Here is a 21,534-nt window from a genome sequence, read left to right as displayed (position 1 = left end):
AGGAAGGTGAATGCTTTGTTTAGGAAAAAGCGTGTGAAGCAGAAACCGGATGCAGTTGTTCAGCAATTAATCCATATTGTCGGTGAAAATGAAGTGCTTTATTTAAAAGAAGATCTCATTTCCTACGAATGTGACGGCTATACAATGTCAAAAGGAATACCGAAAGCGGTAGTTTTTGTTCGAAATACCAAACAGGTTTCGGATATTGTGAAATGCTTAAACAAAGAAAACGTTCCATATATTGCACGTGGGGCAGGAACAGGTTTAAGCGGAGGGGCAACGCCGTTTGGTGGTGAAGTAATCATCAGCCTGGTTCGGATGAAAAAGTTGCTCCATCTGGATTTGGAAAACAGAAAAGCAGTTGTCGAGCCTGGCTATATTAACCTGAAGCTGACCCAATCCGTTTCAGATAAAGGCTATTATTACGCACCAGACCCATCCAGTCAATATGCATGTACGATTGGCGGCAACGTTGCTGAAAATTCGGGTGGGGCCCACTGTTTGAAATACGGCGTAACAACGAATCATATTTTAGGGCTTGAAATTGTTCTTCCCAATGGTGAAATCGTTGAGATTGGTGAAGATGGCGTTCCTGACCGCCCTGGTTACGATTTGCTCGGTCTTTTGACTGGTTCTGAGGGTACCCTTGGGATTGTGACCAAAATAACGGTAAAGGTATTAAAAAATCCTGAAGGGAAGAAAACCGTTCTTGCTTATTATGATGATATAAATGACGCCAGCCAGGCCGTTTCCGATATTATAGCAGCCGGCATCATTCCGGCAGCACTGGAAATGATGGATTCGATCGCAATTGAAGGGGTGGAATCAGCCGCATATCCAGTTGGGCACCCAAGTGATATTGCTGCGTTTTTGTTGATTGAAGTTGATGGCATTGCAGCCGGAATAGAAGATCAGATCGATGAAATTCTTACCGTATGTAAAAATAACAACGTGCGAGAGGTCAAAGTGGCAAAAGATGAAGCAGAGCGCGGACTTTGGTGGGCAAACCGGAAAATGGGTTTTGGTGCAATGGGGGCGATATCTCCTGACTACCTTGTTCAGGATGGCGTTATTCCAAGAACTCGCCTGCCTGAAGTGCTTTCCAGAATTGCAGAAATCAGTGCGAAATATGAGCTTCGTATTGCGAACATTTTCCATGCGGGCGATGGAAATCTCCATCCGCTTATATTGTTCGACGCCAGTTTACCTGGCGAAAGTGAGCGGGCATCAAAAGCAGGGTCCGAGTGCTTGAAGGTTTGTGCTGATGTTGGCGGATCCATTACAGGTGAACATGGTGTGGGGATTGAAAAGTCAGCGGAAATGCGCTTCGTTTTCAGTGAAGAGGAAATGGCCGCCCAGACCGACATCCGAGCAGTGTTTAATCCGGAAGATCTGTTAAATCCGGGAAAACTCTTTCCGCAACCGGGCCGATGTGTTGAGGTCAAGGGAACTGGATAAGCAGTTTCCATGTACCAGGAAAGAAATATAAAACGGTACGTTAGACCTGTCTGAGAGAAAGTATCAACCGTACGCGAGGAACATCAACCGTACGGGGAAAACATCAACCGTACGGAGAGAACATCAACCGTACGAGGGAAACATCAACCGTACGGAGAGAACATCAACCGTACGAGGGAAACATCAACCGTACGGAGAGAACATCAACCGTACGTGTGAAACATCAACCATACGCGAGGAACATCAACCGTTTTAACAAATTTCGGGGGCCGATTTATCGATGTTACTGCAATAGGAGCGTTTTGCTCCTAAATGATTAACCTACGATAAGCATATTTTATCAACAGGCTGGACCTGTCCCCTGTTCCATAGTACAAGGCTAACGACTTAAATGTTCAACAAGAGGAAGAATGGGCTGATTATTTTTGTCTAATTGTTATTCGACAATATCAATTATGGAGGAGTTGATATTGTTGATTAATATAATAAAACCTTTATAAGGAGGATTTTAAAATGGGCACTGGAATATTAGCTATTCTGGCTTTACTTCCGATTATAGTTGTTGCTGTATTTTTAGTCGGGCTTAAATGGCCAGCAAGTAAGGCAATGCCACTTTCTTACGTCGCTGCTGTATTACTGGCACTTTTCGTCTGGGATATATCATTCCCAAAGGTTGCTGCTGCATCTGTTCATGGTCTCATCGTTGCTATTACACTTTTATTTATTATCTTTGGTGCGATATTACTGTTGAACACTTTACAGGAAAGCGGGGGGCTGCACACGATTCGTCGCGGGTTTACAGATATTACACCGGACCGCCGCATTCAGGTGATTATCATTGCGTGGCTTTTCGGATCATTTATTGAAGGTTCAGCTGGATTTGGAACACCTGCAGCTATTGCAGTACCATTACTGGTTGGACTGGGCTTCCCTCCGATGGCGGCTGTCGTCTCCGGAATGATTATTCAAAGTACACCTGTATCATTTGGGGCAGTCGGAACGCCAATGATTGTGGGGGTTGGTACAGGTGTTGAGCCACTTTCCCAGGTTACGGATGTTTCAAGTTTCGTATTTGGTGTTGCCGGTAAAGTAGCTTTACTCCATGCAATCGCTGGATTATTGATCCCGTTATTTTTGGTTGCCATGATGACCCGGTTTTTTGGAAAGAACAAATCATTCAGCGAAGGAATGAAGATCTGGAAATTTGCGATATTTGCCTCCTTGGCAATGACAGTACCATATGTGCTTGTTGCAAATTTTTTAGGACCGGAATTTCCTTCTTTGCTTGGCGGTTTAATAGGGTTGGCAATTGTCATACCTGCAGCTAAAAAAGGCTTTCTCATGCCAAAAGAAGATGAAATTTGGGATTTTGAATCAAAGGACCGCTGGGATCCAACTTGGACTGGCCGTGTAGAACTTAAGCAAAGCGATATTTATGCAGGCAAAATCAGCATGTGGCGTGCATGGGCCCCGTATGTATTAATCGCTGTTCTATTACTCATTTCACGGTTAACTGTTCTTCAGGAATGGCTGCAATCGGTCAAAATCTCGGTTCCAAATATATTCGGTACGGAAATATCATCTGGTTGGGAAATTCTTTATTCACCAGGATTTATTTTCGTTGTTGTTTCTGTAATCACTTACTTTATGCACAGTATGAAAGCATCTGAATATGCCCGTGCATGGAAGGATTCCGGTAAAACAATGATTGCAGCCGGTTCTGCTTTGGTTTTTACAGTTCCAATGGTTCAGGTGTTCCTTAATTCAGGCGGCGGGGCTGCCGGTTATGAAAAAATGCCTCTGGTTTTGGCAGAAGGCGTTGCCAATCTGACAGGTTCAATCTATCCGATTTTAGCAACGTTCATTGGTGGTCTTGGAGCGTTTGTTGCCGGCAGTAATACCGTAAGTAATATGATGTTTTCCCTTTTCCAATATGGCGTTGGTGAAAATATTGGAGCGAGTCCGACTTGGATGGTTGCGCTTCAAGCCGTTGGCGGTGCCGCCGGGAACATGATTTGTGTGCATAATGTTGTTGCTGCCACGGCTGTTGTTGGTCTGGTAGGAAAAGAAGGGCATGTTATTCGTAAAACCCTGCTTCCATTCTTCTATTATGCGTTGTTGTTGGGTGCGATCGGGTATTCGATTATGTGGACGGCGGAAAAAGGTATATTTAATATTGGATCGGTTATTGCGGTAATTATTTGGCTGACTGTCATTTACTTTATAGCGACTAACAATAAGCGATTAAATGACATTCAACGTAATATCGCTTCATAATAACTATAAGATAAATGAAACTCCTTCACTCTGAGGGAGTTTTTTTATGTGTTGTTACCAATGGTGGTACCACCCGAGTTTTGTCGAATACGAATCGGGCATGTTTTATTTTAAAAAACCGTCAGTTTGGTGTCAGCATTGGCAAATAAAGGTGTTGATAAATTTTTAATATAAGAAGGACATACTGCCTCTCTTGTCGAATATAATATAGTGAATATTGTTTTAATTATGACTTTAGAATTACATAGTCATAAAATAGGAGAGGGGTGTTTTGGATGGAGTTTGGTATTCTATCACTGTTACCGCCGCTGCTAGCAATTGTACTGGCAATTGTAACCCGCAATGTTATTCCTGCATTATTTGCGGGTGTATGGCTTGGGGCAACCATGATGCATGGCTGGAACCCGCTCATGGGGATTTATGCGAGTTTTAATGAATTCATTATTCCGAGTCTTGGAGACCCATGGGCGATGACGGTATTGGCATACTGTGGAATTTTTGGCGTGTTGATTATGGCGCTGCAAAAAACAGGTGGTGCGCATGCCATTGCCCATGCCATTTCCAAAAAGGTTAAAACCGACAGAGGTGCGCAGGGGTCAACAATGCTGTTTGGTATTATCATTTTTTTCGAGGATTATTTTAATGCGCTGACAGTTGGAAGTGTCATGCGCTCGGTTACGGATAAAATGCGTGTGTCGCGTGAGAAACTGGCGTATGTTGTTGATTCAACCTCCGCACCGATGTGTCTGTTAGGTCCTGTATCGACTTGGGTCGTTTTTGTAATGGGACTGATTGGGGTGGAATTTTCCAAGCTGGGAATCTCAGAGTCGGAGTATGTTACCTATTTGACGACGATACCATTTAATTATTATGCGATTTTGGCCATTCTGATGGTTGGTATCATAGCATTTAAAAAATGGGATTTCGGACCTATGGCTGAAGCCGAATATCGGGCCAGGACGACCGGGAAGGTTATTCGGGATGGTGCACAACCACCATCTGATGATGCACTGGAAGATGCAAAAATTGCGGAAGGTTATACACCAAAAATGCGGAATATGGTTGTACCGCTGGTGGTGCTTGTAGGGATGATTCCGCCGTTATTCTTATGGACCGGCGGCTATCCGGAAAATGACTTTATGACGGCAATCAGCGAATCCAAAGGTGGCATGTCCATTCTAATTGCTGCGTTTACAGCTACTATTGTTGCACTGGCAAGGGGGATGCAGCAAAAATTGTTCAGTTTCAAAGAATCGATGGATATGATTGTGAAAGGGTTCAAGAGCATGACGATTGTATATATTATTTTGGCTTTGGCCTGGTCAATCGGAAGTATCACCGACAAGATTGGTACCGCTTCCTTTGTTGTCGAAGGATTGACGAATGCGAATGTTTCACCGGTTTTTATTCCTGTTTTTATCTTTTTGATTGGTGCGTTAATTGCATTTACGACTGGGACTTCTTACGGTACATTCGCAATTTTGATGCCAATCGCGATTCCACTCGCTGCATCGATGGATATTTCGATGGCGATGATAATTGCGGCAGTATTCAGCGGCGGAATCTTTGGGGATCACTGTTCACCGATTTCGGATACGACCATTCTGTCCTCAGCCGGTTCAGCCAGTGACCATATAGACCATGTCAATACACAAATACCGTTTGCTATCACAGCAGGTATAAGCGGGCTACTCTCATTCATTGTAGCAGGTATAACAGGGTCATGGTGGGCAGGCCTGATAGCAGGTGTAGTAATCCTTGTATCACTCGCATTTCTTGGCAATAAGCTCTGGGGAAAACCGATACCGGATGAGGCAACAGATCCTCACAGCACACCAAGCAACTTCTAAGAGGTTTTCCTTTCTACCATATAAATCGTATCTGAAAAGGGAAAAGTGGCATCTTCCGCATATTTTTTTGCTGGAGGTGCCACTTTTTTGTGCGTAGCTTCGATTGTAGTATAAAGAAGTCTTTGTTTTAAAAAAACAGTGACGTTTTCAACCTATTATATGATATCCTCATCTAGAGGGGATAAAATGCGCGAAGTTTTCAAAGTTTCACTACAAACGAAAATACTGGTATTAATTATAACGTTAATCTCTTTTCTGATTATATTGCTGACGGGCATTTTTGCGTTTATTGAAGCAAATTCAACGGAAAACCAAATGAAACGGATGGCATTACAAACTGCAAAGACTGTTTCATTTATGCCTGCTGTAAGGAATGCTATGACTTCCGGCAAACCGGGGGAACAGCTGCAGCTGATTGCTGAACAGGTTCGTGAGCAATCGGATGCGGCGTCAGTGATTATTACCAATAAAAAAGGTGTTATATATTCACATCCTGAGCCTGCAATAGTGGGGGAGAATAAGCTGGGGAATGACAGTTACATGGCTGTTGTGTTCGGCGGATACTATAATTCAGAAGCGGATGGGCGTATTGGTGAGGTGATACGGGGGACGGCCCCGATCTATAAGGATTTTGGAGATTACAGTAAGATAGTGGGAATTGTAACAGTAGGGTACCTGAAAAGTAAGATCCATTCGACTGTACAAGCCAATGTCGTAAAAACAAGTTTTTTTGCACTGGTTGTTATGACAATCGGGATCGGTGGAGGCGTTTTGTTGGCTAAAAATATAAAAAAAGAAACGCTGGGACTGGAACCTTCTGAGATTGCCTCTTTGTACCGGGAACGAAATGCTACATTGCAATCAATCCGCGAGGGCGTGCTGGCTATTGATGGGAAAGGAAACATAACAACGTTGAATAGAACGGCAAAAGAACTGCTGCATTTAACAGATGAAGCAATTCATCAGCCGGTCGATAAGTTTCTGCCAAACACTGGAATGCTGCAGGTGTTAAAAACGGGTAAAGCTGATATTGATCAGGAAATGACCACAGCTGACAGGGTTCTGATTGTTAACCGGATTCCTGCGTTTAATAAGAATAAAATTGTTGGCGTCGTATCCAGCTTTCGGGATAAAACCGAGCTTCAGGGAATGATCAATACGCTTTCGGAGGTAAGAAAATATTCAGAGGAACTCCGCGCGCAGACTCATGAATTCAGTAACAAACTTTATGTCATATCCGGTATGCTTCAACTTGGTAAATATAATGAAGCGATTGATATGATTCAGGCTGAATCCGAAGTGAATACTGTTCAAAATAAGATTGTATTTGAGCAGATACGTGATACAAAAATACAGGCAATTTTGCTGGGGAAAATCAGTAAAGCTTCCGAAAAGAAAATTGATTTTACCGTTGAGCCTGACAGCAGTCTTCAAATGCTGCCGGAACATATTAAGATTTCGCAGCTGGTTATTATTGTTGGAAATATTATTGACAATGCTTTTGAGGCTGTGGAAGCGAAACAGCGGACTGAAGGGATGCACGTATCGTTTTTTGCACTCGATATGGGTAATGATATAATTTTTGAAATAAGTGATAACGGCATTGGGATTCCCGAAAATCAACTTGGCAAAGTCTTTGATACCGGATATTCCAAGAAGAAAGGAAATAAACGGGGGTTTGGCCTTGCAAATGTTAAGCGTACTGCACAATCAATTAATGCCACTATAGAAATTAATCAGCGGGAAGGTGGCGGAACAATATTTACGGTATACATTCCGAAAGTAAGGGAGGGTGATCAATGATAAACGCAGCAATTGCTGAAGATGATTTCCGCGTTGCTACCGTACACGAGGGTTTTCTTACAAAAATAGATGGAGTGAAGCTAGTCGGAAAAGCCCTGAATGCAGAGGAGACAATTGAATTACTGCAAAATAAACCAGTTGATTTACTGTTGCTTGATGTGTACATGCCTGATGAACTTGGGACCGATCTTCTGCCTGAAATTCGGAAAAAATTCCCCTATGTTGATGTCATTATGATAACGGCGGCAACGGAAATGACTTTACTTGAGCAGTCAATCCGAAACGGAATTTATAATTACCTGATCAAACCGGTAACCCTGGATAAGTTCACCGAAGTAATCGAACATTATAAGCAACATAGAGAAATGCTTGAAAGCTACAGTGAAGTTGACCAGTCGGTGGTTGATGATCTGCTTGGCAAAAAAACGGCAATAAAGCAAAGTCAGGAATCTTTCTTACCAAAAGGAATTGACAAGCTTACATTGGATAAGGTCAAAGAAATGCTGAAAACTTTTACTGAGGGAACAACTGCTGAAGAAATCGGCAAAAAAATGGGGGCATCCCGAACGACTGCACGACGCTATTTGGAGTATTTAATCTCAGTTGGCAAGGCAAGAGCGGAACTTAATTACGGTGTCGTGGGCAGACCGGAAAGAAAATACTATTCAGAAGAGTAACCATCCTCATTCAGGGGATGGTTTTTCAAATAAGAAGGTAGTTGCCAATTCGTGAACAAAATGAACAAAACATCTTTTATGCAGTTAATTTTTATTATTTTGAAAACGGTTACAGGTTTGAAAAAATGTTTTAGAATACAAACAGAATTATACAATTAATAAAAATATTCAGGAGGGGAAAATTTTGAAGAAATTTGTTTTTATTTTGACAGTATTAATGCTTATGTTTGTTACAGCCTGTTCCTCTGGTTCCGGAGCGGAAGGTGGAAAAGAATTTCCAACGAAAAACATGGAAATGGTTGCTCCTGCAACACCAGGTGGTGGCTGGGATACAACAGCCAGATCAATGAAAAAGGTCTTGTCGGAAAAGGAGCTTATTAAGAAGCCAATCAGTGTTGTTAACAAGCCCGGTGGAAATGGGGAAGTTGGCTGGAAATATCTGAAAACTAAAGACGGCCATACAACTTCCATTAATTCAAGTCTGGTTATTACGAACAATTTGTTAGGCCACAGTGAATTGACATATAAGGAATTCACCCCGCTTGCAATTCTGACAACAGAGTGGATTGCTCTAGCTGTTCCGGCAGATTCCAAATTTGACAGCGCAAAAGAGTTATTTAATCAGCTGAAGAAGAAACCTAAATCTGCAAAAGTTGCAGTCGCACCTGGTTTAGGAAACGATGCCCATTTATCATTTGTTCAGGCGTCTCTCGAATCCGGGGTGGATGTTTCCAAAATTGAATTCATGATTTATGGAAGTGGCGGTGATCAGATTTCCGCACTTGTAGGCGGTCATGTGGATGCAGCAGTTATGTCAGTATCTGAGGTTGCACAGCAGCATAAAGCCGGAAAGGCCAAAATTCTTGCTGTAACTTCTGAAAAACGTCTGGATAGTCTCAAAGATGTTCCGACCTATAAGGAACAGGGCATTGACATGGTGTTCCCGCACTGGAGAGGAATTATGGGGCCACCTGATATGTCTGAGGAAGCAATTGCGTACTGGGATAAAAAGCTCAGTAAGATGGTCAAAACAGACGAGTGGAAAAAAGTACTCGAAAATAATCAATGGGAGTCGTTTTATAAAAACAGTGAGGAAACAAAGAAATATTTGAAAGAAGAAGTTAAAAAGTACTCTGAATTGCTTAAGAGTGCCGGTTTGACTGAATAATTGGAAATGAAGCATATAAATGGGTCGGCAGCGATCCATTTATATGTTTCAAAGGAAGGAGCATTATCAGATGGTATTTGCAAAGTATATAATGCCACTGTTTTTTATAGCAGTAGGAGTCGTTTATTTTGTATTGTCGATTAATCTTCCGGAAGCAAAGCTTGGGAACCCGAATGCCCCATCTTATTTTCCGATTATGATCAGTGTTTTGATTACTGTATCGAGCGTTATCTATTTGTTTAACGTGTGGCGGAAAGGAGAAACGGAAACCTCCGACATTCCCGCACTGTTTGAGAGGCGAACACTGATAATTATCGCAGCTACATTGGTTTTATCCATTTTTTATACACTGCTATTTAATGTCATCGGATTTTTATATTCCACATTATTATTTTTGGGTGCATTGTTGTTTGTTATCAACGGTATCAAAAAATGGAAATCTAACATCATCGTTACGGTTATTTTCACATATGCAGCATGGTATGTGTTCAGTGAATTATTAAACGTAAGTTTGCCGTAGTCTGGAGGGAAGAACATGGATATCGATCAAATATTACAAGGATTTGCAACCGCGCTTCAGCCTGAGAATATAATGTATGTCGTTTTTGGCGGATTTCTAGGAACAATCGTCGGGATGCTCCCCGGGCTGGGTCCAGCTACTGCAATCGCTGTCTTAATCCCGCTTACATTCGGGATGGATCCAACCAGTGCCATTATTTTGATGGCAACCATTTATTATGGGGCGATGTATGGAGGCTCCTTAAGCTCCATTCTTCTTAATACGCCAGGGGATGGATCAGCCATTGCGGCAACGTTCGACGGAAATGTCATGGCTAAAAACGGGAAGGCAGGACAGGCGATTGCTATCTGTGCAATCGGATCTTTGATTGCAGGTATTATTGCAGTAATAGGATTTATGCTTTTAGCAGAACCGCTGGCCAATTTTGCATTGAAATTCGGACCCGCGGAGTACTTCCTCTTATACCTGATGACACTTTCCATGGTTGTGTCATTGTCGATGGGTAATATGACAAAGGGGTTTATCTCGATGGGACTTGGATTAATGCTTAGTACCATCGGAGTTGATTTACAGACCGGAGTGTACCGGTTTACGTTTGATATTCCGCAGCTAAGCGGAGGGATAGATTTTCTGGTTATCATCATCGGTGTTTATGCAGTTGGGGAAGTTCTGTATAATATGATTGGAATCTATAAACCAAAGGATAAAAAGAATAAGTATGATAAGATTTGGATTTCAAAAGAGGAATGGAAGCGGTCAAGAGGGCCGATTTTCCGCAGTGCGCCGCTTGGTTTTCTGGTTGGGATACTGCCGGGATCAGGTGGAACGCTGGCATCGATGCTTGGTTATTCAACCGAAAAACAGCTTTCCAAAAATCCTGAAAAATTTGGAAAAGGGGCAATTGAAGGTGTTGCGGCACCGGAAGCGGCAAACAACTCGGCATCTATTGGGGCTATGGTTCCGCTTTTGACCATGGGGATTCCCGGGTCCGGTACAACAGCTGTGATGCTTGGTGTCATCATTATGCTCGGTGTTCAGCCAGGTCCGCTATTGTTTCAAAACGATCCTGAGCTGGTCTGGGGTTTGATTGATAGTATGTTTTTGGGAAATATCTTTTTATTTATCATCAATATTATGATGGTCGGTATGTTTGTGAAGATATTGGATATTCCGCCAAAAGTATTGTATCCCGTTATTTTGGTACTGGCTTTCATTGGTACGTATACGTTAAGTTACAATATTATTGACTTTTATATCTTACTGATTTTCGGTGTAATTGGATTGTTTATGAAAATACTTGATTTTCCAATGGCACCACTGATTTTAGCATTAATTGTCGGGGCCGGCATGGAGCAGAATTTTCGGAAAAGCCTAGTCGCATCTGACGGAGGCATCGGGATATTCTTCGGATCGCCTATCGCCATAACACTGGTCATCTTAACAGTGTTATCACTGGCATATCCATTAATTATGAATCTAATTAAAAAGAAGAAACAGGCACAATCTTAATCAAGGCGGAGATCGTTTATGTCCAAATCAAATATTCTTGTTATTCTGGCAGTGGCAATTTATGTCATCGTTGTTTCTCCGCTGCTGTTCGAGTGGAATGTTATCGTGCAGACATTTGGAGTGCTGGTTATCGCGCAAATACTGTGGATTGGGGGAGCACTCCCTTCCCCGGTTACAGCACTTATCTTAATGCTGATGATATCACTCCACTTTTTTTCATTTGAGGAAACGCTTTCGTTCCTGGGATCTGATGTTGTCTGGCTACTGTTCTCAACCTTTCTGATTGCCGGCGCTTTTCTGGAATCCGGGCTTGCCTATCGGATGTCATTGTATGTGCTGCGGTTTTCGAGGGGGAGCGGGAGGCTGCTCCTGTTATTATTGATGTTTCTGATTCTGATGCTGTCTGTCCTTGTCCCAACAAATATCGGAAGAGGCAATCTGATTGTATCTGTTATTGATAAAATCTCAGGCAGCTTGAAGGAATTTGGCAAAGCAGATAATATTGCAAAAACGCTGTTTATTGGCGGCTGTTTTGTTGTCACCCTTAGTGGTGCAGCTGTTATTACTGGTGCAAATTCCACGTTGTACGCATTCAGTATGTTTAATCGGAATGGCAGTATAGAATTGAATTATCTTACGTGGATGCTGCTGTTTATACCGCCAATCATGCTATTCATCGTTATTTTATGGATTACGCTTCTTAAATTGTATCCACCGGAGAAGATCCGGAAAAATGATGTGATTCGTTTCATTCATATGGAGATTGTCAGGCTGGGTAAAATGCAAGCCTCCGAGATTAAAATGATCATTATAATCAGTGTGACAGTTGTGTTGTGGATTATCCAGCCGGTGCACGGTTATTCGATTTCAATGGTCGGGATGTTCGGCGCCGTTCTAACATTGCTCCCGGTGATTGGTATCTGGGATTGGAGTAAAGCGCAGAAGGAAATTGACTGGGGCATGTTTCTGTTTTTCGGATCGACACTTATTCTTTCTCATCTATTGATAGAAACAGGTTCATTAAACATTATTGCAAACGGATTTGTCGAGATTATTCCATCCAACGCGACCATTGTTATTTTAGGGCTGGTTATTGTTGGTACAATGCTGTTGCGTACGCTTTTTGTAAGTGTGCTCGGTTTCATGACAATAATGATTCCGCTTGGTCTTGAAATCGGCAAACAGTTGGGCACCATCTCACCGGTACTGATTGCCATGGTTGTTTTTCTTGCCGGCGTACCTGGATTTTTCCTGGTTACACAGTCACCGGTTAATATGATTTACTATACATATGGTGCGTTTAACAAAAAGGATATCCTGCGGGTTGGTGGAGTTGCAGGTGTTTTATGGATTGCTATTGTTCTGATTTCGGCTGAGTTTTATTGGCAATTAATTATGTAAGAGCAATGTTCTCAAACTATATGGCACTTTTTTCGGCCGTATGGAAACCCATACGGCCGTCTCTGTTCCCGTTATTCCCATTTTGTTTGATCGTTTGGCTCTTCGTTAAATCTTGATTTATCATCAGCTTTTTCAACCGTATTGTGTTCCTCTTCAAGCCGTTCCAAGGTGCGGTTTCTCGAATCTTCCATTTCGCCGTTTGGTTTTAACAGCTTGCTGGTGTGACTGTCAGAGCTAGCCACGGCCTGGTTACTGTGTTTTTGGTGCGTTTCTTCGGCCTCAACGGTACGTTTTGTATAGGGTACTGCTTTTAGACGTTCAAATGGAATTTCCTTTCCTGTGTCTAAACATATTCCGTATGTTCCTTCATCGATTCGTTGAAGTGCTTCATTCACCTCAGTCAGGCGTTCTTCCTGTAAATTATTTTCAGCCATCTGCTGTTGACGATCAACAAACTCGCTTGCGGAATCAGCGAGGTGGTTATCAGCTACATTCAACTCATCTGGATCATTGTCGATTGACCGTTCTGCAGTTTCCTGTGCTTCAAGGTTTCTTTTCATATTTAAAAGATCTGCTTTCAACTCATTTAACTGCTTATCAGTCAGTGTCACAGAATCAACTCCTTCAGTTTGCTTTTCCTTAAATTGAAGGAGTTTAAACTTGAGTGATTTATCTTTAAAAGTGGTGCCGGGTCCAATTAAAAAAGTTTATTTAAGTAGCACTTATATAATCTATGTTTTTTAACGTGGTCCCCTGTAATGTATCTTTTACCGGACAAACCTTTTCCACGTGTTCAATTAATGCCTTTACATTTTCATTCGGGGAAGGGGAATCAATGCTAATTTGATAGCGTATTTCCTGATAGCCGGGCCGCACGTTGGGATTTTTCCCTTGAAAACCATCAGGATCCAAGTCACCCTCAATGTGTACATTAACGTCCTTTACATCAACGGAGAATTGCTCCGCAAATGTTGTGACGAGTACATTAATGCACCCTCCAAGTGCTCCAAGCAAATATTCCACCGGGTTCGGTGCTGCGTCATTTCCTCCCAATGCAACTGGTTCATCAATATCAAATTTCTTTCCCTGTACATCTGCAGTAGAAAGTACCCCGCTACCGCTCCATGCTACTTCTGATTTAAACGTTACGTTAGCCATTAAAAATTCCTCCTTGGATTTTGTTTTGGGTAAACTAATCGTTATACCCGGGTTTAATTAAATACTCCTGCGACCGTAACTTCTCAATATTTGAAATTAAAAAAACACCTCCTTCTATAAGAATAAGAAGAGGTGCGAAAGTTTATATGGATTCCTCTTCTTATCTTTAAGACAAATCTGTCTTTTGGATTTGGCACAGTATCCCGATGGATCCGCTGCCGAGGCTTCGAAGGGCCAATTCCCTCCACCTCTCTTGATAAGAATTTCATGAATCTTTATGAAATTGTTATATATATTACGTTACTTTTTCCGGGAAGTCAAGAGTGGATTTTGAAAATGATTACTTCGGTTTTTGTCGAATCTTGTAAAATAGGCGGTTCTTTTTGCTTAAATTTTTCCAAAATGGGTCAAAGTACGTTATTGCTCTGCTTTTAAATTGCTTCTGATTAACTATGGGAATTTTTTGATATATTTGATATTTTTAAGACAGGCATGGCAGAAACTGACAAGAAGGTGCTCAATTTCCGAGTTTATATGGCTAGATGATTCAATATGATACACATTTTACAGCATGATTTAACATGGTGATAACTAGAGACTTTTGTTCCAATCACCATATTTTTTTGGCTTCATAAAGAATAATATTACGTGGACAGTTTCTAATGGTTGATAGTGAAGTAAAAAATTTTGAGGGAGGAGAAAGATGAAGAGAATAAGTTACTGGAAAAGCGTGTTGTTTACCTCTTTCGCTCTACTGTTATGTGCATTTCTTGTCAATGGTATGAATCAGGTTTCAGCGGCGGAGAAAGGGGATTTGAAAATTAATCCAAAGCCGCAGGAAGTTAAGGTAATTGGTGAAGGTTTTCCATTAACGCCTGTTGTCGGAATTGTAGTTGGTGATGACACCGACAGCCATGCAGTCAATGAAGTCGTTGATACACTGCAGGCGGCGGATGTGAAGCGGATTGTCCGTATGCAACCTGGTGATGAAGTAGATACTCCGGTGACTATTTGGATTGGTGGCCCCGGAGAAAATCCGTCATCTGCATCTGTATTAAATCAGCTTGGTGTCGAAGGACCTGAATCATTGAAAGAAGAGGGCTATGTACTTGCTTCAAAAAATGTGGATAACAAGACAATCGTTCTTGCAGGTAAAGACAAAACGGGTACTTATTACGCAGCAAAGACGTTTAAGCAAATCATCAAGGATCGAAAAGGCAGGGACTGGATTCCAGAAGTGGAAATTCGCGATTGGCCGAAAATGCCGATTCGCGGGTCTATCGAAGGATTTTATGGACCACCATGGACACATGAAGACAGACTAAGCCAAATTGAATTTTATGGTGAGAATAAGCTCAATACGTACATTTATGCACCAAAAGATGATCCGTATCATCGGGAAAAATGGCGCGAACCATACCCTAAGGACGAATTAAAAAAATTGGAGGAGTTGATTAATAAAGCCAGAAATAATCATGTTCAGTTCACTTTCTCACTTTCACCGGGGAATACGGTTTGCTATTCAGGGGACGAGGATTTCAATTCGTTAAAGAACAAGATGCAGGCGATGTGGGATCTTGGTGTTCGTTCCTACGCAATCTTTCTGGATGACATAAGTAAAAGCTTGCATTGCGAGCAGGATATAAACAAATTTGGGGATGATCCCACCCCGGTTGCTGCAGCACATGCGTATCTTTTAAATCGGTTCAGTGAAGAATTTTTACAGCAACACGATGGTGCGGAGCGACTGATTACTGTTCCGACAGATTACGCTGGTAATGGTACTACCGCTTATCGCGAAAGGTTTGCAGAGTTGCTGAATGACGACATTATCGTAATGTGGACAGGCCCTAAAGTAGTTTCTGAGAAAATAACATCGGAAGGCACAGAAACGGTTTCGAACATTTTTAAGCATGATTTACTATTATGGGATAACTATCCAGTGAATGATTATAATCGTAATCGTTTATTCCTGGGTCCGCTGGTAAATAGGGATCCCGATCTGACTGAGCATGGCATGATTGGATTAACCGCCAACCCGATGAATGAGGCAGAGGCATCAAAAATTCCGTTGTTCACGATTGCTGATTATAGTTGGAATCCAGGTGACTACGATCCAAGAGATTCGTGGGAACGCAGCATTCAATCATTTGGCGGGGATGCAGCGGAGTTATTGAAAACGTTCGCTGAGAATTCGTATTCCTCTCCAATCAACGATAGAGAATCTTTGACAATAGAGCCATTAATTAAGCAGTTTTGGGAAGCTTATCAATCAAACAATGCTGAGCATGCTAAGAAAGAATTGCTAGCAGAATTTGAAAAACTGCAGCAGTTGCCTGATGATTTACGGAGAAAAATGGGAAATGAAAGTTTCTTAGAGGAAATCCATCCATATTTAAAGAAGCTTAGTCTTTATGGCGAGGCTGGGGAATACGCCGTTCAATATCTGATGGCAGAAAAAGCCGGGAATGATGATAAAGCTAGTGAATATAAACAAAAACTGCTTGATGCTTTTAGTCGCGCGGAAGAAATCCCTCAACAAATTGGCGTAGGGGTGTTGCGACCATTTCTCGTGGAAAGTGTGTTAAAACTGGCTCCTTTGGAATTCACGCTAAAACCATCGATTGAAGAATTTTGGAAAGCCTATCAGTCGAATAATGCAGATCAGGCTGCAGAAAAATTAATTGCTGAATTTGAAGCAATGAATCAGATTCCTGAAAATTTGCGGAAACAATTGGAAAACGATGATTTCCTGAAGGCCATTGAGCCGTACTTACAGAATCTCAATGTATATGGTGAGGCTGGTGAAGTTGCTGTTCAATATTTAATGGCAAAAGCAGAAGATAATAGGGAAAGGGCTGAGGAATATCATGATCAACTGCGGGATTTAATGATACAGGCTAATGAGATGCCACAGAAGATAGGTCAGCCAATCATGAAACCGTTTCTAATGAAAAGTATGTGGGAATTAAGTGTTGTTAATTACAGGGAATTGAATGGCGTAAATACCTTCCGTGGCGCAGGTGAGTTAATAAAATATACGCCTGAACAAGGTGAGCGCACCGGGACTAATCAGTGGGGATATGAAGTCACCATTGTCGATGGGAGTGTCGTAAAAAGAGGTGGAAATAATTCCGTAATCCCTGATAATGGATATGTGCTAAGTATACACGCCAACGATTGGCTCAGAGACAATGCACAAATTGGCACCCGGATCCAAATTAAAGATGGCATCGTTTTGATAGTGGAGTAGATCGAATTTCTATTATCATTTGGTATTGTCGAATATGTTTTAAATAGTTGCCAGCTTAATAGGCTGGCAACTATTTAAGTTATGACAGATCTTATAAAAAACTTCGGCATTCGCTATAAGCTGTCGCGAATACCATAGTTTTTATACTCAGATTTGGTTTGATTGATTTGGTGTATACAGGCCCTCTTTTGCAGGGGGTCTATTAATCTTTGGCTCTAAAATATTCTTTCAGGCCACTATAAATACCTCTCGCGACTTTTTCCCGGTATTCGTCTGTTTTGATTGCTTTAATTTCATTTGGATTTGTGATGAATCCAAGTTCGACTAAAACTGCGGCATTGCTGTTTTCCCGAAGGACGAAGTAATCTGCTTGTTTTGCCCCGCGGTTATTCAGATTAATCGTGTTCATTAACGATCCTTGAATGGACTTGGCCAGATCACTGCTGTTTTCACCTGCTTTGTAATATGTGCTGACTCCTCCCACTGCAGATTTTTGAAATGCATTGTAATGAATGCTTATAAATGCATCAGCTTCATGGGAGGCACTGATTTGCACCCGTTTTTTTAATGATAGATACGTGTCGTTTTTTCTCGTTATGGTTATGGTTGCACCTTTATCCTTAAGTTTATCTGCCACTGTCTTCGCTGTTGCCAGTGTAAGCTGTTTCTCCTTGGAATGGCTTATGCCGATTGCACCCGGATCTTTTCCGCCGTGCCCGGGATCAATGACAATGTGGTGTCCACTTAATGGACCGTGAGCATTGATTGACAGGGCGGTTGTCAGCACCTGTTCAGGTGTGAATTGTTTGGTTTCTTCCTTTATAGTGGTTGATTTATCCTGTTCGGATTTTGAGTAAGCAGATGAGTCCTGCTTCTTGGAATCTTTTATCATTGGAATCAGATACTGTGATGCTACCCACGCCTCCTTACCATTATAATAGGTTTGCACCCAGCCGTATTTTTCCTGGAAAATTGTCACTTGGTCACCTCTGACAAGGTGTCCGATCACTTCTGCTCCTTGAGCTGGGGCATTTTTTACCTCGAGCACTTCTGTTTGAACTGAGTATGTTTCTCCATTGTCAGCATGTGTGACAGGGATGAAAATAAACAGAGTCACTATACTTCCTATTATTATCGTTAATAATTGTTTTCCTAACATAAAACTCACTCCTGTAATAGATTGCTATTTTACAAGAGTGTCCAGAAAAGAAAGAGTTTATACAGTTATCCCTTCGACAAGTCCTGTCACTGCGCGGATTTTGTCGGAAAAAGTTATGGGATAATTCGACTATATTTCTATGATTTCTATACTTGCTTGTTATGGAAATTTGTGTTTCAATGAATAGATAATTTGATAATTTGAAGAAGGTTTGATTGTAATGATGAATAAAATGATGAATCAGAATAAATCAATATCAAAATGGGGATTCTTCTTTATTGCAGTAGGTCTGCTTTGGATAAAATCCTATTTGACATACATTTATGAATTTAATCTTGATATCCAAAATGCTATGCAGCAATTTCTGTTGTTCTTTAATCCACTCAGTTCAGCACTAATCTTTCTTGGTATCGCGTTATTTGCAAAGGGGAAACGTGCGGGGATCTGGATTATTATCATCGATTTCCTGATGAGTTTCTTGTTATATGCCAATGTCGTGTATTACCGGTCGGCAACAGATTATATAACATTGCCAACCCTTACCCAGACGGATAACTTTGGCAGTCTGGGCGGAAGTATTGTTAATCTGGTTGCCTGGCATGACCTGTTTTATGCAGTGGATATCATTGTGTTAATTACCCTATATGTACGAAACAGAAAAAACTGGTCAGACAGCCGTATGAAATTGCGGAAACCTGTACTTGTTCTTGCCGCAGGTGTTATGGCATTCGCTGTCAATCTCGGTTTGGCTGAAACGGATCGTCCGGAATTGTTAACCAGAACGTTCGACCGCAACTATATTGTAAAGTATTTGGGCTCGTACAATTTTGCAATCTATGATACTATTCAAACGATAAAATCGTCCAGACAGCGTGTGCTGGCCGACAGCAATGATATTACGGTGGTTGAAAATTATACTGCAAATAAATACGCAGCTCCTAATAAAGAACTTTTTGGGGCGGTAAAGGGAAAAAATATTATTAAAATTCACCTTGAGTCGTTTCAGTCATTTTTAATAGACTACAAGCTTCATGGTAAAGAAGTAACACCATTTTTAAACTCACTTGTGCACGATGAAAATAAGAATTTCACGTATTTTGATAACTTCTTTCATCAGGTGGCACAGGGGAAAACTGCGGATGCGGAATTAACCATGGATACGTCGCTATATCCTTTGCCACAGGGAGCGGCATTTGTGACAAAAGGAAATAACACGTATCAGGCACTGCCGGCAATTCTGGGGCAAAGGCAGGATTATACGTCAGCTATTTTTCACGGCGACAACAAGAGTTTCTGGAACCGAGATGAGGTTTATAAACAATTTGGGATAGATAAGTATTTTCATGCAAAGTATTATGACATGAACCAGAAAAATACTGTTAACTACGGCTTAAAGGATAAACCATTCTTTAAACAATCCATACCAATGCTCAAGTCGCTGAAGGAACCGTTTTATGCTCACCTGATGACGTTAACGCACCACCATCCGTATAAGATAAGTGATGAGGAAGCATCCATCAAGCCGGCGAATACTGGAGATCCATCAGTGGACCGTTATTTTCAGACAGCAAGATATCTGGATGAGGCATTGAAGCAGTTTTTCAAGGATCTGAAGGAAGCAGGATTGTATAAGGATTCGGTTATTATGATTTACGGTGACCATTACGGTATTTCGGAAAATCATAAAGAAGCCATGAAACAGATTACCGGAGAAAAGATTACCGACTTCAAGCATACGCAATTGCAGCGTGTTCCGTTTATGATTAAAATTCCTGGTGTTGATGGAAAAGGAACTGTTCATGAATATACCAGTCAGATTGATGTAATGCCGACAATGCTGCATTTGATGGGAATAAAGGCCAACAAGTACATTATGTTTGGCACGGATATGTTTTCTAAACAGCATAAAGAATATGTGGTGTTCCGTGACGGTGATTTTGTCACTCCGGAGTATACCATGGCTGACGGTAAGTTTTATGACAATGATACAGGTAAGCCTATTCAAGAACCGACAAAGGAAATGAAGGAAATGGCTGAAAAAGTTCGTCATGAACTGGAACTGTCTGATAATGTTCTCTACGGTGATCTCTTACGATTTTATGAACCGAGTAAATCGTGGGAGCCAGTAGATGCATCTGAGTATTCGTATATTAAGCAGGAAAACAAACAGAAATAGGTTATAGAGAAAAAGCAGACTCTTTTGGGTCTGCTTTTCAACTTTTCGGTGAGGCACCACCCGAACTTTTCTATTAGTCTTCAGTATCGAATGTAAAGGTTGTTCTGGATCGATACTCTTTTTCGGGTGTGAGCAGAATGGGCGGGAAGTTGCTGTGTGATAATGTGGCGGGGTGTCTTTGTGTTTCGAGACACAGTCCCATATAGTTTCTGGATGTGCCGCTCTTCAGTTTCAAATTTTCGTCGAGGTTATTGGATGTGTACATAACCATTCCGGGTTCATCTGTTGTTACTGTCAGGGTACGACCGCTTTCCGGTTCACAGACCTTTACATCCGGTTTAACCCTATTGACAAAAAGAAAATAATGATCATACCCGCTGCCGACGATTTTATTTTGTGGATGATCCGATTCGATGCTACCTTTTATATGTCGTCCGTTTGTAAAATCAAACGGGGTGCCCGCCGCATCGAGGATGTTGCCTGTCGGTATGAAGTTGCTGTCCAATTCCGCAAAACGTTTGCTTGGCATGGTAATGCTGTGGTTTTCAACGGTATGCTTTCCGTTCCCGCTCAAATTGAAATAAGAATGGTTGGTGAGTGCGAGCGGGGTCGTTTTATCTGTTTTAGCATGATAGGTTATGGTAAAGCGGTTCTGGTTGTCTAATTCATAGGTTACATCAACATCCAGAGTGCCAGGATACCCTCCGTCATTATCAGGACTTCGATGTGTAAGTGTGACTCCCACACTATGATCAGTTCTGAAGGATTCCGCTTCCCACAGCACGCTATGAAAACCATTCGGGCCGCCATGCAGATGGTTAATCCCTTCGTTTGCCGACAGCTGATACGTCTGATTGTTTATCGGTAATGAAGCATTTGGGATTCTGCCGGCAACACGGCCGATAATGGCGCCGAAAAAGGCCGGATTTGCCGTATAATCTCTATAGTCTTCAAACCCGAGAACGATATTTTCCACATTTCCATCCTGATCAGGGGTTTTAATTTCAGTGATGATTCCGCCATAATTAAGAAAACTCACTTCGGTTTGATTATCATTTACTAACGTAAATTCCTGCCACGTTGGTTCAATCTCTGTTAAGTGTTGCTCGATTATTTTCATTCAGC

The 21,534-nt window shown here is 41.6% G+C and carries 15 protein-coding genes and 1 riboswitch; of the genes, 11 read left to right on the top strand and 4 right to left on the bottom strand.

Annotated elements, in window-relative coordinates; all coding sequences use genetic code 11:
• Nucleotides 1–15 precede the first annotated feature (15 nt).
• The 9 genes from HUX68_RS08610 to HUX68_RS08570 all read left to right on the top strand — a co-directional run bounded on the left by HUX68_RS08610 (nucleotide 16) and on the right by HUX68_RS08570 (nucleotide 12,663).
• Nucleotides 16–1,458, top strand: a complete 1,443-nt coding sequence (locus HUX68_RS08610; protein ID WP_174614441.1) for an FAD-linked oxidase C-terminal domain-containing protein — start codon at nucleotides 16–18, stop codon at nucleotides 1,456–1,458.
• A gap of 513 nt (nucleotides 1,459–1,971) precedes the next feature.
• Nucleotides 1,972–3,735 (top strand): L-lactate permease, encoded by a 1,764-nt coding sequence (locus tag HUX68_RS08605; RefSeq protein WP_174614440.1) that lies wholly within the window; start codon nucleotides 1,972–1,974, stop codon nucleotides 3,733–3,735.
• 275 nt (nucleotides 3,736–4,010) lie between these two features.
• Nucleotides 4,011–5,585 carry a Na+/H+ antiporter NhaC family protein gene (locus tag HUX68_RS08600; protein ID WP_174614439.1) on the top strand — a complete coding sequence of 525 codons (1,575 nt, stop codon included), beginning with the start codon at nucleotides 4,011–4,013 and terminating at the stop codon, nucleotides 5,583–5,585.
• 186 nt (nucleotides 5,586–5,771) lie between these two features.
• A complete protein-coding gene (locus tag HUX68_RS08595; RefSeq protein ID WP_174614438.1) occupies nucleotides 5,772–7,388 on the top strand; it encodes an ATP-binding protein in 1,617 nt (538 codons plus the stop codon).
• Nucleotides 7,385–8,065: a response regulator gene (locus HUX68_RS08590; RefSeq protein WP_174614437.1), complete on the top strand. Its 681-nt coding sequence runs from the start codon at nucleotides 7,385–7,387 to the stop codon at nucleotides 8,063–8,065. The genes HUX68_RS08595 and HUX68_RS08590 overlap by 4 nt, the downstream gene beginning before the upstream one ends.
• 184 nt (nucleotides 8,066–8,249) lie before the next feature.
• Nucleotides 8,250–9,233 (top strand): tripartite tricarboxylate transporter substrate binding protein, encoded by a 984-nt coding sequence (locus HUX68_RS08585; protein WP_174614436.1) that lies wholly within the window; start codon nucleotides 8,250–8,252, stop codon nucleotides 9,231–9,233.
• Nucleotides 9,234–9,303: 70 nt separating this feature from the next.
• A complete protein-coding gene (locus HUX68_RS08580) occupies nucleotides 9,304–9,753 on the top strand; it encodes a tripartite tricarboxylate transporter TctB family protein (protein ID WP_174614435.1) in 450 nt (149 codons plus the stop codon).
• Between the two features lie 15 nt (nucleotides 9,754–9,768).
• The gene (locus HUX68_RS08575) at nucleotides 9,769–11,262 is read left to right on the top strand and encodes a tripartite tricarboxylate transporter permease (RefSeq protein ID WP_174614434.1); all 1,494 of its coding nucleotides are present in this window, start codon (nucleotides 9,769–9,771) and stop codon (nucleotides 11,260–11,262) included.
• Nucleotides 11,263–11,280: 18 nt separating this feature from the next.
• Nucleotides 11,281–12,663 carry an SLC13 family permease gene (locus HUX68_RS08570; protein ID WP_174614433.1) on the top strand — a complete coding sequence of 461 codons (1,383 nt, stop codon included), beginning with the start codon at nucleotides 11,281–11,283 and terminating at the stop codon, nucleotides 12,661–12,663.
• Nucleotides 12,664–12,734: 71 nt separating this feature from the next.
• Here the strand turns inward: HUX68_RS08570 and HUX68_RS08565 are convergent, their stop codons facing one another.
• Together HUX68_RS08565 and HUX68_RS08560 are read right to left on the bottom strand one after the other, a co-directional pair.
• Nucleotides 12,735–13,274 carry a TraR/DksA family transcriptional regulator gene (locus tag HUX68_RS08565; RefSeq protein ID WP_217424792.1) on the bottom strand — a complete coding sequence of 180 codons (540 nt, stop codon included), beginning with the start codon at nucleotides 13,272–13,274 and terminating at the stop codon, nucleotides 12,735–12,737.
• Nucleotides 13,275–13,374: 100 nt separating this feature from the next.
• Entirely contained in the window at nucleotides 13,375–13,821 is a 447-nt protein-coding gene (locus HUX68_RS08560) for an OsmC family protein (RefSeq protein ID WP_174614432.1), read from the bottom strand.
• 157 nt (nucleotides 13,822–13,978) lie between these two features.
• Nucleotides 13,979–14,084, bottom strand: a riboswitch (SAM riboswitch).
• Nucleotides 14,085–14,524: 440 nt separating this feature from the next.
• Here HUX68_RS08560 and HUX68_RS08555 point away from each other — a divergent pair.
• Nucleotides 14,525–17,074, top strand: coding sequence for a glycoside hydrolase family 84 protein (locus HUX68_RS08555; RefSeq protein ID WP_174614431.1), 2,550 nt, complete (start codon nucleotides 14,525–14,527; stop codon nucleotides 17,072–17,074).
• A 202-nt stretch (nucleotides 17,075–17,276) separates the two neighbouring features.
• Here HUX68_RS08555 and HUX68_RS08550 read toward each other — a convergent pair whose 3' ends face one another.
• Entirely contained in the window at nucleotides 17,277–18,233 is a 957-nt protein-coding gene (locus HUX68_RS08550) for an N-acetylmuramoyl-L-alanine amidase family protein (protein ID WP_174614430.1), read from the bottom strand.
• Between the two features lie 220 nt (nucleotides 18,234–18,453).
• On the opposite strand from HUX68_RS08550, the gene ltaS reads away from it, so the two are divergent.
• Nucleotides 18,454–20,409: a lipoteichoic acid synthase gene (ltaS, locus tag HUX68_RS08545; protein WP_425509510.1), complete on the top strand. Its 1,956-nt coding sequence runs from the start codon at nucleotides 18,454–18,456 to the stop codon at nucleotides 20,407–20,409.
• A 73-nt stretch (nucleotides 20,410–20,482) separates the two neighbouring features.
• On the opposite strand, the gene HUX68_RS08540 is transcribed toward ltaS, so the two are convergent.
• Nucleotides 20,483–21,529 carry an aldose epimerase family protein gene (locus HUX68_RS08540; RefSeq protein WP_174614429.1) on the bottom strand — a complete coding sequence of 349 codons (1,047 nt, stop codon included), beginning with the start codon at nucleotides 21,527–21,529 and terminating at the stop codon, nucleotides 20,483–20,485.
• Between the last annotated feature and the right edge of the window lie 5 nt (nucleotides 21,530–21,534).

Origin of the sequence: Virgibacillus ihumii, assembly GCF_902726655.1 — a bacterium.
Lineage (GTDB): Bacteria > Bacillota > Bacilli > Bacillales > Amphibacillaceae > Lentibacillus > Lentibacillus ihumii.
This window is presented reverse-complemented; position numbering and strand designations above follow the sequence as displayed.